This window comes from Bacteroides sp. 41_26, from assembly GCF_949740115.1.
Lineage (GTDB): Bacteria > Bacteroidota > Bacteroidia > Bacteroidales > Bacteroidaceae > Bacteroides > Bacteroides nordii.
Window position 1 is genome coordinate 40,570 of the sequence record NZ_CATJGZ010000124.1, and the last position, 13,415, is coordinate 53,984.

The following is a 13,415-nucleotide window of genomic DNA, read 5'->3' on the forward strand; positions in this document are numbered from 1 at the left end:
ATAATAAATATGAAGAAAATATTAGGAAGCCTTCTCATTTGTTGTTTCGCACTGAGTGCGAACGCGCAGTTATTGTGGAAAATATCTGGTAACGGACTGACACAACCCTCTTATGTTATGGGAACACATCACCTTGCCTCACTCAGTATCAAAGATAGTATCCAGGGATTGCAAGCAGCACTTGATAATACAAAGCAAGTATATGGCGAATTGAAAATGAGCGAAATGCAAAGCCCCACCAAGGTAGCCGAAATGATGAAGAAGTATATGACCATCGAAACAGATACTACTTTCAAATCACTATTTACAGAGGAAGAATACGAACAAATCAATAAGTTTGCAAAAGAGAATCTGATGTTTGACATAGCCATGATGCCTAAAGTTAAACCAGCCTTTCTCAGTAATAATCTGGTAGTAATTCTCTATATGAAGCACGTAGGTGGCTATAATCCACAGGAGCAACTGGACACTTATTTTCAGACACAAGCCACCGAAAAAGGGAAGAAAACAGACGGACTTGAAACGATCGAATTCCAAATGAATTTGCTATATAACCAAACATCCCTGAGACGTCAAGCCGAACAATTACTCTGCATGTTGAATAATGTGGAACCAACCATTGATCAAACCCAAAGAATGACTGCTACCTATATGGCACAGGATTTAGACGCAATGAGTAAAATTGCAGATGAATCGTTAGGAGGTCCACAATGTGAAATGACTCCACAAGAAAAAGTAACGCTGATTGATGACCGTAATAAAAAATGGGCGAAACAATTACCTGCCATTATGAAAGAAGCTCCGACGTTTATTGCCGTCGGTGCTTTACACTTACCGGGAGAAAATGGAATACTGAACCTGCTAAAGCAACAGGGATATACTGTAGACCCAGTTAAATAGAAACCTGATAATCAATAGGAAGTGTACACTTTCACCTTACCGAGTGTACACTTTTAAACTAATCTTTCTACCTTTGCCCAAAAATGGGACAAATGAGCTACACGACCTACTTATTCGACTTTGATTATACATTGGCAGATTCATCCTGCGGCATTATTCTTTGCTTCAGAAATGTACTTCAGCGCCATAACTATACAGACGTTACGGATGATGCTATCAAACGTACGATTGGTAAAACTCTTGAAGAGTCGTTTAGTATACTCACCGGAATTATGGATACCAAGCAATTGGCTGCGCTTAGAAAAGAGTATTCCAAAGAGTCAGACCAATATATGAATATCAATACTCATCTCTTTGACGACACCCTTCCTACCCTACTCAAACTAAAAGAAGAAGGGAATCGCCTCGGAATTATTTCCACCAAATATCGTTTCCGCATTCAAGACTTTATGAGAAAGCAGCTCCCTGAAGAATGGTTCGATATCATTGTCGGAGGCGAAGACGTAAGTCATCCCAAACCTAACCCCGAAGGATTATTGTTTGCCATGAAAAAGCTGAATGTCACACCGGAAGAAACAATGTACATAGGAGACAGTACCGTTGACGCTAAAACAGCCCAGGCAGCAGGCGTCAGTTTCACGGGAATAACAAGTGGAGTAACCCGGTCTGAAGAGCTGGCTCAATATCCACATGTGAAAATAATCAGTAACCTCCGTGAACTAACAGATTTGCCGAAAACACTTTTCTCCTCCGGAATACACGACAGATAGCTTCATGACCTGAAACATGCGTTGTATGTTTACCATCATCTTATTAGCTATACTTGTACTGTAATTAACATAAAGTTTTCTCATTGACAGTAATAGACGGTGAGCTAATAGAGATTGCATAGAAATTAAAGAAAGAAAAATTTGCCCGATAAGAATTATTTCTGTACTTTTGTGCCCGATTATTCCGCACCGGGTTCGACAAAGTGTTCTCTAAGTGATTAAAGACCACCCGACGGAGCTAACTTATACATTTAATATAAGATGTACGCAATTGTAGAAATTAACGGTCAGCAGTTCAAAGCAGAAGCTGGCAAAAAACTGTTTGTACACCACATCCAAAATGCAGAAAACGGTACAACAGTAGAATTCGACAAGGTTCTTTTGGTAGACAAAGACGGAAACATTACTGTAGGTGTTCCTACTGTAGAAGGTGCAAAAGTTGTTTGCCAGGTTGTTTCAAATTTGGTAAAAGGTGATAAAGTTCTTGTTTTCCATAAGAAAAGAAGAAAAGGTCACAGAAAACTGAATGGCCATCGCCAACAGTTCACAGAGTTAACAATCACAGAAGTAGTAGCTTAATCAATTTAAAAGTAAGAAGAAATGGCACATAAAAAAGGTGTCGGTAGTTCTAAGAACGGCCGCGAATCACACAGCAAGAGATTAGGCGTTAAGATATTTGGTGGCGAAGCTTGCAAAGCAGGTAATATCATCATTCGTCAAAGAGGTACTGAATTCCACCCGGGTGAAAACATCGGTATGGGTAAGGACCACACTCTTTTCGCTTTAGTAGACGGAACTGTTAGCTTCAAAGTAACCAGAGAAGATAGAAGATATGTATCTATCATCCCTGCTGAAAAGACAGAAGCATAAAGTTTACATTTAAGAAATAAAGAAGGAGATGCAATCCAGGTGATTGTATCTCCTTTCTTTTTTATGTATCCAAAGAACACCATCTATGTATTTTTATTTATCTTTGCAGAAAAGCGAAAATAAGCTGCACCTTGGCATAAAAAATGAACGAGTTCATTTTATTTTGCTCTCGGTTTGCATTATCTTTGTGCACTCAAAGATAAATGTTCATAAAAAAGTATCGATATGCTTACTATTAAACAAATTACAGAAAATACCGACGCGGTAATCCGCGGTTTGGAAAAGAAGCACTTCAAAGATGCCGCTGCAACTATCGCCAAGGTGATTGAAGTGAACGACAAGAGACGTAATACACAGAATGAATTAGATAAAAATCTGGCAGAAGTTAACTCATTGTCGAGAACTATCGGTCAGCTGATGAAAGAAGGAAAAAAAGAAGAAGCAGAAACTGCCCGTACGCGTGTTGCCGAACTGAAAGAAGGTAACAAAGCATTAGATACTACTATGACAGAAGCTGCAACAGAACTTCAGAACCTGTTGTATACTATCCCCAATATACCCTATGATGAAGTTCCGGAAGGTGTAGGAGCCGAAGATAATGTAGTGGAAAAAATAGGTGGTATGGAAACTGAGCTTCCCAAAGACGCTCTTCCTCACTGGGAACTGGCAAAAAAATATGACCTTATCGATTTTGATCTCGGTGTAAAAATCACCGGAGCAGGTTTTCCTGTTTATAAAGGTAAAGGTGCACAATTGCAACGTGCCCTCATTAATTTCTTCCTGGACGAAGCACGCAAGTCTGGTTATACGGAAATCATGCCTCCGACAGTAGTAAATGCAGCTTCCGGTTATGGAACAGGACAGCTTCCTGATAAAGAAGGCCAAATGTATCATTGTGAAGTAGATGATCTTTATCTTATACCAACAGCAGAAGTGCCGGTTACCAATATTTACCGTGATGTTATTTTAGATGAGAAGCAGCTTCCTATTATGAACTGTGCCTATACACAATGTTTCCGTCGCGAAGCCGGTTCTTACGGTAAAGATGTTCGTGGACTGAATCGTTTGCATGAATTTTCTAAAGTAGAACTGGTACGCATCGACAAACCGGAACATTCCAGACAATCACATCAGGAAATGCTGAATCACGTAGAAGGTCTGTTACAAAAATTAGAACTTCCTTATCGTATTCTCCGCCTCTGTGGTGGTGATATGAGTTTCACAGCCGCTCTTTGTTTTGACTTCGAAGTATATTCAGAAGCACAAAAACGATGGTTAGAGGTTAGCTCTGTCTCTAACTTTGATACTTACCAGGCAAATCGTTTGAAATGTCGTTATCGCAGTGGAGAAAAGAAAACAGAACTTTGCCACACTTTAAATGGCTCGGCTCTGGCATTGCCTCGTATCGTTGCCGCATTGCTCGAAAACAATCAGACACCGGAAGGAATCAAAATTCCAAAAGCATTGGTTCCATACTGCGGATTTGAAATGATCAATTAAAAGGAATTAGTATAGATAAAAAGGAAGCTGCCCCAAAAAGGCAGCTTTTCTTTTATTATTTCCCAAATAAGCTGTATCTTTGCCAAAATATCATTCTGATAGCAGTTACGTAGTAATTCCAACAAATTAATTAGATAATGAACAAAATCATTAGCAAAGAACATTTTTCTGAGAAAGTGTTTAAACTGGAGATAGAAGCTCCTCTGATAGCAAAATCACGTAAAGCAGGACATTTCGTTATTGTTCGTGTAGGCGAAAAAGGAGAACGTATGCCGTTAACCATCGCAGGCGCTGACGTAAAGAAAGGCACCATCACGCTGGTTGTACAGGAAGTAGGTCTCTCTTCTACCCGCCTTTGCGAACTGAAAGAAGGTGATTACATTACCGATGTTGTAGGTCCGTTGGGACAAGCTACACACATCGAGAACTTCGGAACTGTGGTTTGCGCCGGTGGTGGTGTAGGTGTTGCCCCGATGTTGCCCATCGTACAAGCTCTAAAAGCAGCCGGAAATCGTGTGATTACTGTCCTTGCAGGACGTAGCAAAGAGCTCATTATCCTTGAAAAAGAGATGCGCGAAAGTTCTGATGAAGTTATCATTATGACAGATGACGGTTCTTATGGACGCAAAGGTCTTGTGACAGAAGGAGTAGAAGAAGTAATCAAACGTGAAAAAGTAAATAAATGCTTCGCTATTGGCCCTGCCATCATGATGAAATTCGTATGTCTGCTGACCAAGAAATATGAAATCCCGACAGATGTATCATTAAATACTATCATGGTAGATGGTACTGGCATGTGTGGTGCCTGCCGTATTACTATCGGTGGAAAGACTAAATTCGTATGCGTAGATGGACCGGAATTTGACGGACATCAGGTAGACTTCGACGAAATGCTAAAACGTATGGGTGCTTTCAAAAGTGTAGAACGGGAAGAAATGCACAAACTTGAAACACATTGTGAAGCCACCAAAGCAACAGACGAAAACAGCCGTAATGCTATCTGGCGTGAAGAACTACGTAAAAGTATAAAAGCAAAAGAGCGTTCTAACATTGAACGTTGCAAGATGAACGAGCTTGATGCCGAATATCGTTCGCATAGCCGTAAAGAAGAAGTGAACCAGGGGCTGACCAAAGAACAGGCTGTTATGGAAGCCAAACGCTGTCTGGATTGCGCTAACCCAGGATGCATGAGTGGTTGCCCGGTTGGAATCGATATTCCCCGTTTCATAAAAAACATTGAACGTGGTGAATTCCTGGAAGCAGCCAAAACACTGAAAGAAACCAGTGCATTGCCTGCCGTATGTGGTCGTGTGTGTCCTCAAGAGAAACAGTGTGAATCAAAATGTATTCATCTGAAAATGGGCAAAGAAGCAGTTGCCATCGGTCACCTTGAACGTTTTGCTGCTGACTACGAACGGGAAAGCGGACAAATCTCTGTCCCTGAAATAGCAGAAAAGAATGGCGTCAAAGTAGCTGTAATCGGTTCCGGCCCTGCGGGTCTTTCCTTTGCAGGAGATATGGCAAAATACGGATACGACGTTACTGTATTCGAAGCATTGCACGAAATAGGAGGCGTATTGAAATATGGTATCCCCGAATTCCGTCTACCTAATAAAATTGTGGATGTTGAAATTGACAATCTGGCACAAATGGGTGTAACATTTATCAAAGACTGTATCGTTGGCAAAACAATCAGTGTTGAACAATTGGAAGAAGAAGGTTTCAAAGGTATCTTCGTAGCTTCCGGTGCAGGATTACCAAACTTCATGAATATCCCCGGAGAGAACTCGATCAACATTATGTCATCCAATGAATATCTGACTCGTGTTAACCTGATGGACGCTGCCAGTCCTGATTCTGACACTCCGGTTGCTTTTGGTAAAAATGTTGCTGTTATCGGCGGTGGCAATACTGCCATGGATTCTGTCCGTACAGCAAAACGCCTCGGCGCAGAACGTGCCATGATTATCTACCGCCGTTCGGAAGAAGAAATGCCTGCCCGTCTGGAAGAAGTTAAGCATGCCAAAGAAGAAGGGGTAGAATTCCTTACCTTACATAATCCAATTGAATATCTGGCCGACGAACAAGGACGCGTGAAACAGGTAATCTTGCAAAAAATGGAACTTGGAGAACCGGACGCTTCTGGGCGTCGTAGTCCGATAGCGATTCCCGGTGCAACAGAAACAATTGATATTGACCTCGCCATTGTCAGTGTAGGAGTATCGCCTAACCCGATTGTACCTAGTTCCATCAAGGGACTGGAAGTAGGCCGCAGAGGAACAATCACGGTAAATGATAATATGCAGTCATCTATCCCTACAATTTATGCTGGTGGTGATATCGTACGTGGTGGTGCTACAGTAATCCTTGCCATGGGTGATGGACGTAAAGCAGCAGCAGCTATGAACAAACAACTAAAAAACTAAGATCTGCCCGAATAAGAACAAAGAAACGCCGCTTACACAATAGTAAACGGCGTTTCTTTATATATCAAGAGTAACACTCTCTTTTTACTTCACTACGCTATTCGTTACCGGATCCGGAAAGATCACTGTCGGTTTAAACGATTTAGCTTCTTCAAAATCCATTAATGCATACGACATGATAATTACAATATCATCCGGTTGCACTTTCCGCGCTGCAGCACCGTTCAGGCAAATTTTACCCGAACCACGTTCACCTTTGATAATATAGGTTTCAAAACGCTCACCATTATTATTGTCAGCGATATACACCTTCTCACCAGCAATCATGTTAGCCGCATCCAACAAGTCTTCATCAATCGTAATGCTACCCATGTAATTCAGATTTGCTTCTGTGACACGTGCACAATGAATCTTCGACTTTAGCACTTCAATCATCATAGGGATTTGGTCTTTTTTAGGTTTAAACTTCTTTGTATTTAATATTATCGATCAGCCTCACTTCTCCGCAAAAAACAGTTATACAACCTACTACATACGAAGTATCATTCCAATCTCCAACTTTCTGCAAAGTGTTTCCGTCTACTATTTCAAAATACTCCAGGCGAAGTCCCGGTGCAGCAGCAATAGCATCTTCCACCATCTTTTGCGTCTCACTCACCGAATGAGTGGCTGCAAAGGTACGACTTTTAAATAATGTCTGAGAAATATTTAAAGCATTTTCACGTTCTTCTGCCGATAAACGAGCATTACGGCTACTCAATGCCAATCCATCTTCTTCACGAACGATAGGACAGCCTACTATTTTAAGATCAAACTTCATTTGACGCACCATTTCGCGAATGATAGCCAATTGCTGAAAATCCTTTTCACCAAAATAGGCACAATCCGGTTCCACTATATTAAACAGCTTACTCACAATCTGACATACCCCATTGAAATGTCCCGGCCGAAAAGCACCCTCCATTACTGTATCCAACGGCGCATAACTAAACTGGCGCGTATCCGGCTCCGGATATATTTCCTCTACCGAAGGAGCAAATACCAAAGTAGCTCCACAAGCATCCAGTAACTTACAATCAGCATCCAGCGTACGCGGATATTTCACTAAATCATTCTTATCATTAAACTGAGTCGGATTTACAAAAACACTCACTACTGTTACATCATTCTCATTTACACTACGCTTCACAAGTGATGCGTGCCCTGCATGCAAAGCACCCATAGTAGGTACCAAACCTACCTTTTTCCCTTGGGCTTTCAGTTCCGACAATTCGGCCTGTAAGTCCTTGATCGTATGTATTATTTTCATTTTAATTGGTTTATTATTCTATCTTGTTTAAAAAACTGTGCAAAATAAACCATTATTTACCATATAAAGAAGAAATATCGCAAATTAATGCAAAAGGAAGAGAGGTAAGCAGAACAGGCAAGCGGTAAACAACAACTGATAATCAACAACTTAACAATTCATAAGGAATTATACCGCGCAATAGCTTGCTTTAATGCCCTTTTTTTTTTATATCTTTGCAGAATATTTACGAGAAGGATTGTTATTATGACAAAGGCGAATAAGGTTTTATTTATTACACAAGAGATTACTCCTTACGTTTCAGAATCTGAGATGGCTAATATAGGCAGAAACCTACCTCAGGCTATTCAGGAAAAAGGCAGAGAGATCAGAACATTCATGCCCAAATGGGGAAATATCAACGAACGTAGAAATCAACTGCACGAAGTGATACGTCTTTCCGGTATGAATCTGATTATTGATGATACCGACCATCCATTGATTATTAAAGTTGCTTCCATACAATCAGCCCGCATGCAAGTGTACTTCATTGATAATGATGATTATTTCCAGAATAGAATGCAAACAGCTGATGAAAACGGAGTAGAATACGATGACAACGACAGCCGAGCCATCTTTTATGCCAGAGGCGTATTGGAAACTGTAAAAAAATTGCGCTGGACTCCGGATGTTATTCACTGTCACGGTTGGATGACTGCACTGGCTCCATTATATATCAAGAAAGCATATAAAGACGAACCCTCCTTCCGGGATGCAAAAGTGATATTCTCTGTATATGAGGATGATTTCAAAAGCACTTTAAGCAATGACTTTGCAACCAAACTCATGTTGAAGGGTATTAATAAGAAAGATGTAACTACACTAAAAGAACCCGTAGACTACGCTACTTTGTGCAAACTTGCAGTTGATTACTCCGACGGAGTGATACAAAACAGTGAACACATCAATGAAGACATCATGGATTATGCCCGTCAATCCGGAAAACTGGTACTTGATTATCAGAGCCCGGACGTTTATGCTAATGCTTGTAACGAGTTTTACGACAAGGTGTGGGAAGCTGAACAAAAATAAAATTAGAATCAAGATACGACGATCATGAAAGTAAAATATCTATGGGTAGCCCTATTATCTCTCACTTTTTTTGGATGTGATGATAATACCGGTACATTAGGATTAGGAATGTTTCCGGGTGGTGACCAGACTATTAACGGAAAACTGGCAACGTTTGAAGTAGCAACCGAGTCTAAGCTTGCCGAACAGGTTTTCGCTAAAACAAGTACTGGCTATTTAGGGAAATTTACAGATCAGGAATTTGGTTATTACGAAGCCGGATTTCTAACGCAGCTACATTGTACTGACAACTTCAGTTTCCCGGCAGTATACAATCCGGAAAAACCTGATGACCCGGATGCAATCATGGTCGAAGATAAAACCTATCGTACTGAATTAACGTTAGCTTACAGAACTTATTTCGGTGATTCTTTAACAGCTTCCCGCCTGAGTGTTTATCGATTAGATAAAGACTTAGCAACAGACAAAGAAGCTGCATACTACACCGATATTAATCCGGAAGACTTCTATCCTAAAAACGATCCTAATTTTTTATTAGGACGAAAGGCTTATACAGCTGTAGATAAATCTGTAAAAGATTCTATTAGAAATCTAAGCGGATATATTCCTTCTGTAACCGTTACTTTACCTTATGAATTAGGACAAGAAATTTACAAGGCAAGTAGAGAAGCGGAAAAAGGAGGCAAAAATTTCGCAAATATATTCAGAGACCTGTTCAAAGGTATCTATGTTAAAAACGATTATGGAGACGGTACTATCCTTTATATTGACCAGATAGAAATGCATGTCATATACCAATGCTATGCGAAAGATAAAGATAGTTACATAAACATTAAGAAGTACAACAGCGAAGAAGACTCCACCTATTATAGTTATCGAACATTTGCTGCAACCAAAGAAATCATTCAAGCCAATTCTTTCAGAAGTGATGAAGATAAAATCAAGGAGAAAGTAAAAGAAACAGGTTGTACATATCTTAAAACTCCAGCAGGAATTTATACCCAGGCTACATTACCGTTACTAAACAACAATAATAATAGCCAAAAGGGCATTTTGGATTCATTGCGTAATGATACACTAAATGTAGTTAGATTAACTTTTACTAATTACAATCAGACCAATGATAAGAATAAATTTAGTATGGGTGCTCCCAGTTATGTTTTATTGGTGCGCGAAAAAGAAAAGGATGATTTCTTTAAAAAGAATAAAGTCAATGATGATATTACATCCTATATTGCCCAACATAATGCCATTAATACGAATCAATATGTATTTCCCAATATCTCGAGATTGATTAATACCTGTCGTGCTGAAAGAGATGCAGCAGTCATAGCACTCGCAAACGATGGAAAGATAGAAGGTATTTTGGACGTTGATACAGGGACACCCGTTACCACTATCGAAGCGTGGGAGAAAGCTACACAATGGAATAAAGTAGCTCTTGTTCCGGTAACTATCACAAGAGATCAGAATACCAGTACTGCGTTGGGTAGCATTATCAGTGTACTCAATGATTTACAGCCAGGATATACCAAACTGAAAGGTGGATCAGAAGGAGATCGCTTATCAATGGAAATCATCTATACTTCCTTCGATGACAAAGATAAAAAATAACCAAGATACATATCACTGATGTAAAAAGGTGTCCGGAATAAACTTCGAGACACCTTTTTATTTTGACTCATTCGAAAAATGCATTATTCGTTGATATTGTAATGCAAATTTTAACGTCTCGGATTTATATTGTAAAAGTGTGCACTTTAAATAACCACTAAAAAGTAACATCCTTTCCTCCACAAAGCTCTATAAAAAAAATTGCCTCTCAGAGCTGTTGGCTACTTAGAGAGGCAATATAAGGAATATTCCAGATCTAAAATAATTACACTATTTCTTCTTTGCAGCTACTTTCTTTGTTGCTGCCTTTTTAGGAGCAGTCTTTACCTCCTTTTCTTCAGCCACTTTGGACTTGGCTGATGCCTTAGGTACTTTTGTTTTTTCAGCTTTTGCATGTAACTTATCCAATTCTTTGTGCAGTTCTGCTATTTCCTCACCTTGATTATGAATAGTAGTGAGCAAAGAATTCAGTTCCTCATCGTCAATATCTTCCGGATACAAAGAATTTACTCTCTTTATAAAGTCACCCAAAATATTCATATAGTTAGTGAATGCATCATACGGAGAATCATATATACCACGGTTCAAATAAATACCCGTATTCTTTGTAGTCATGAAACGGAAGTTATTACTTGCTTGCAAATAATCCCAATCTTGTTTAATACGGCGATCATCACACATATGTACACGCTCGGCTACACTATACAGCTTATTAAAAGCTTCACGCTGCATAATATTACCCAGCCAGCTACTTGTATCTCTCTCCTCATCTACCCATGAGATAGGGTATGGAACATCTAATTGAGATACCGATTTCAATTTGGTAACAATTTCCGTTGGAGTAGAGAATGTAATCCCCTTCTCTTTCGCACAAGCCGGAAGCGCTTTAAGGAATTCCAATACATTAGAGGAAAGCGGTTGAGCCATACCTAATGCACTCAACTCCATGAAAATATTAATCACCTGCTCTTCTTGCGGCAAAGCATCAATCCAACTAATATACTTATCGGCAAACAATGGATATTCGCTCCAATCAGAATTAGAGAAGCGCAAGCTAATATCGTCAGATAGTTTGTAATCTCTCAACAATAGCTTCAGACTTGGTGCTTGATTACAATGATATACATAGTGAGGGCTCTTCCAACCCAAAATATATTTTGCTCCTTCCGTCAGCATACCCTTAAATCCCATAGCAGCCACCTGTGCACCAATTTCATCAGAGTATATCAAACTGGAATTACGAAATACCTTCGGAGCTTTACCAAACATCTGTTTGATTTTGTCGCTCATACGCATCACCTCTTCCTTAAAGCAGTCTTCATTGGCCAGCGATGACAAACCATGTGAATAAGGTTCTGCCAAAAACTCACAACAACCGGTATCATTGAGTTGATGCAGTAAATCGACTACGGCCGGTGCATGAATTTCAAGCTGTTCAAGCGCAACTCCCGAAATAGACAATGCCACTTTAAAAGCTCCATTGGAGTTCTTCACCATCTCAATCAATGCACTTAAAGCCGGAATATAAGAGCGTTCGGCAACTTCATTCATACCATTTTCATTGGCATAATCATCATAATAGTAATGATCGGCACCTATATCGAAGAAACGATAACGTTTCAGATGAATAATTTGATGTATCTCAAAATAAAGACAGATTGTTCTCATATCTATATTATTTTATTATTTATAATTCTTTATTACTTCTTCGTAAATACCACGAACCTTATATCCGACATTTTCCCATTTGATTTGGTCTACTTCCTTTTTACCCTCATCACGCAGATATTCGTACATCGCAGGGTAAGTACAAATAGAATAAACCGCATCTGCCATGGCATGAATGTCCCAATAGTCTGTCTTGATACATTTTTCCAGTATCTCGGCACAGCCGGACTGTTTAGAAATGATAGTCGGCACACTGCATTGCATAGCTTCCAATGGTGAGATTCCAAAAGGTTCAGAAACAGAAGGCATGATATACACATCACTGGCTTTCAGCACCTCATATACCTGTTTACCTTTCATAAATCCGGGGAAGTGGAAACGGTCAGCAATACCACGCTCGGCAGCCAAACGAATCATCTGATTCATCATATCACCACTGCCAGCCATCACAAAACGCACATTTTTAGTACGCTGTAACACCATAGCAGCAGCTTCTACAAAATACTCCGGACCTTTCTGCATAGTGATACGTCCCAGGAAAGTAACGACCTTCTCTTTGGGATTCTTTTTCGGAACTATATCCTGTATCTCCTGCGATAAAGGCGAAACTGCATTATGTACGGTAGATACCTTTTTGGGATCCTGGAAATACTTATGAATTACCGTCTGACGAGTCAACTCACTCACACACATAATATGATCGGCATGATCCATCCCATTCTTCTCAATGGCATATACTGTAGGATTCACATTTCCACGGCTACGATCAAAATCAGTAGCATGTACATGAATCACCAGTGGTTTGCCAGATACCTGCTTGGCATGCAACCCCGCCGGATATGTCAGCCAGTCGTGCGAATGGATTATATCAAACTCTTGCTGACGGGCTACTACACCAGCCACTATGGAATAGTTATTAATCTCTTCATGCAGATTATCGGGATAACGCCCAGAGAATTCGATGCATCCCAGATCATTGGTATTCAAATAATTGAAATCAGCATAGATATGATCACGCAAGTCATAATAAAGTTGCGGATCCATATAAGAACCAACACGGCTTTTAACATAATCCCAATCAACATTTCTCCATACTATCGGGGTACTGTTCATGCCGATAATTTTCAAAAAACTCTGATCTTCATCTCCCCATGGCTTAGGGATACAGAAAGTAATTTCCATGTCTTCTTGTAAAGACATCCCTTTCGTCAGACCATAGCTGGCAGTTCCTAAACCACCCAAGATATGCGGGGGGAACTCCCATCCAAACATTAAAACTTTCATCTT

Annotated in this window: 12 protein-coding genes; 8 read left to right on the top strand and 4 right to left on the bottom strand. The window is 39.9% G+C overall.

What is annotated here, in order from left to right; translation table 11 throughout:
* Positions 1 to 9 precede the first annotated feature (9 nt).
* From QX565_RS18615 to QX565_RS18640, 6 genes are all read left to right on the top strand, one after another.
* Positions 10 to 900, top strand: coding sequence for a TraB/GumN family protein (locus QX565_RS18615; protein ID WP_289293901.1), 891 nt, complete (start codon positions 10 to 12; stop codon positions 898 to 900).
* A gap of 92 nt (positions 901 to 992) precedes the next feature.
* Entirely contained in the window at positions 993 to 1,670 is a 678-nt protein-coding gene (locus QX565_RS18620) for an HAD-IA family hydrolase (protein ID WP_289293903.1), read from the top strand.
* Between the two features lie 261 nt (positions 1,671 to 1,931).
* Positions 1,932 to 2,249: a 50S ribosomal protein L21 gene (rplU, locus tag QX565_RS18625; protein ID WP_251235571.1), complete on the top strand. Its 318-nt coding sequence runs from the start codon at positions 1,932 to 1,934 to the stop codon at positions 2,247 to 2,249.
* 21 nt (positions 2,250 to 2,270) lie between these two features.
* Complete coding sequence (gene rpmA / locus QX565_RS18630; RefSeq protein WP_002559523.1) at positions 2,271 to 2,540, top strand: 50S ribosomal protein L27; 270 nt, start codon at positions 2,271 to 2,273, stop codon at positions 2,538 to 2,540.
* A 225-nt stretch (positions 2,541 to 2,765) separates the two neighbouring features.
* Positions 2,766 to 4,040 carry a serine--tRNA ligase gene (gene serS, locus QX565_RS18635; protein ID WP_289293906.1) on the top strand — a complete coding sequence of 425 codons (1,275 nt, stop codon included), beginning with the start codon at positions 2,766 to 2,768 and terminating at the stop codon, positions 4,038 to 4,040.
* Between the two features lie 137 nt (positions 4,041 to 4,177).
* Complete coding sequence (locus QX565_RS18640; protein ID WP_221650606.1) at positions 4,178 to 6,466, top strand: bifunctional dihydroorotate dehydrogenase B NAD binding subunit/NADPH-dependent glutamate synthase; 2,289 nt, start codon at positions 4,178 to 4,180, stop codon at positions 6,464 to 6,466.
* A gap of 84 nt (positions 6,467 to 6,550) precedes the next feature.
* Here the strand turns inward: QX565_RS18640 and panD are convergent, their stop codons facing one another.
* Positions 6,551 to 6,904 (bottom strand): aspartate 1-decarboxylase, encoded by a 354-nt coding sequence (gene panD / locus QX565_RS18645; protein WP_002559520.1) that lies wholly within the window; start codon positions 6,902 to 6,904, stop codon positions 6,551 to 6,553.
* 22 nt (positions 6,905 to 6,926) lie between these two features.
* Positions 6,927 to 7,775, bottom strand: a complete 849-nt coding sequence (panC, locus tag QX565_RS18650) for a pantoate--beta-alanine ligase (RefSeq protein WP_289293908.1) — start codon at positions 7,773 to 7,775, stop codon at positions 6,927 to 6,929.
* Between the two features lie 246 nt (positions 7,776 to 8,021).
* Between panC and QX565_RS18655 the strand changes: the two genes are divergently transcribed.
* Together QX565_RS18655 and bamH are read left to right on the top strand one after the other, a co-directional pair.
* Positions 8,022 to 8,846 (top strand): glycogen/starch synthase, encoded by an 825-nt coding sequence (locus QX565_RS18655; RefSeq protein WP_221650604.1) that lies wholly within the window; start codon positions 8,022 to 8,024, stop codon positions 8,844 to 8,846.
* Positions 8,847 to 8,870: 24 nt separating this feature from the next.
* Entirely contained in the window at positions 8,871 to 10,460 is a 1,590-nt protein-coding gene (gene bamH / locus QX565_RS18660) for a BamH family beta-barrel-assembly machinery protein (protein WP_289293909.1), read from the top strand.
* 270 nt (positions 10,461 to 10,730) lie between these two features.
* Here bamH and QX565_RS18665 read toward each other — a convergent pair whose 3' ends face one another.
* Entirely contained in the window at positions 10,731 to 12,128 is a 1,398-nt protein-coding gene (locus QX565_RS18665) for a glycoside hydrolase family 57 protein (RefSeq protein ID WP_289293910.1), read from the bottom strand.
* A gap of 15 nt (positions 12,129 to 12,143) precedes the next feature.
* The gene (locus QX565_RS18670; RefSeq protein ID WP_221650601.1) at positions 12,144 to 13,412 is read right to left on the bottom strand and encodes a glycosyltransferase; all 1,269 of its coding nucleotides are present in this window, start codon (positions 13,410 to 13,412) and stop codon (positions 12,144 to 12,146) included.
* Positions 13,413 to 13,415: the final 3 nt, after the last annotated feature.

Bases quoted from the DNA above. Each gene is read 5' to 3' on its own strand.
- QX565_RS18615 (WP_289293901.1), top strand. From the start codon at position 10: ATGAAGAAAATATTAGGAAGCCTTCTCATTTGTTGTTTCGCACTGAGT.
- QX565_RS18620 (WP_289293903.1), top strand. From the start codon at position 993: ATGAGCTACACGACCTACTTATTCGACTTTGATTATACATTGGCAGAT.
- rplU (WP_251235571.1), top strand. From the start codon at position 1,932: ATGTACGCAATTGTAGAAATTAACGGTCAGCAGTTCAAAGCAGAAGCT.
- rpmA (WP_002559523.1), top strand. From the start codon at position 2,271: ATGGCACATAAAAAAGGTGTCGGTAGTTCTAAGAACGGCCGCGAATCA.
- serS (WP_289293906.1), top strand. From the start codon at position 2,766: ATGCTTACTATTAAACAAATTACAGAAAATACCGACGCGGTAATCCGC.
- QX565_RS18640 (WP_221650606.1), top strand. From the start codon at position 4,178: ATGAACAAAATCATTAGCAAAGAACATTTTTCTGAGAAAGTGTTTAAA.
- panD (WP_002559520.1), bottom strand. From the start codon at position 6,904: ATGATGATTGAAGTGCTAAAGTCGAAGATTCATTGTGCACGTGTCACA.
- panC (WP_289293908.1), bottom strand. From the start codon at position 7,775: ATGAAAATAATACATACGATCAAGGACTTACAGGCCGAATTGTCGGAA.
- QX565_RS18655 (WP_221650604.1), top strand. From the start codon at position 8,022: ATGACAAAGGCGAATAAGGTTTTATTTATTACACAAGAGATTACTCCT.
- bamH (WP_289293909.1), top strand. From the start codon at position 8,871: ATGAAAGTAAAATATCTATGGGTAGCCCTATTATCTCTCACTTTTTTT.
- QX565_RS18665 (WP_289293910.1), bottom strand. From the start codon at position 12,128: ATGAGAACAATCTGTCTTTATTTTGAGATACATCAAATTATTCATCTG.
- QX565_RS18670 (WP_221650601.1), bottom strand. From the start codon at position 13,412: ATGAAAGTTTTAATGTTTGGATGGGAGTTCCCCCCGCATATCTTGGGT.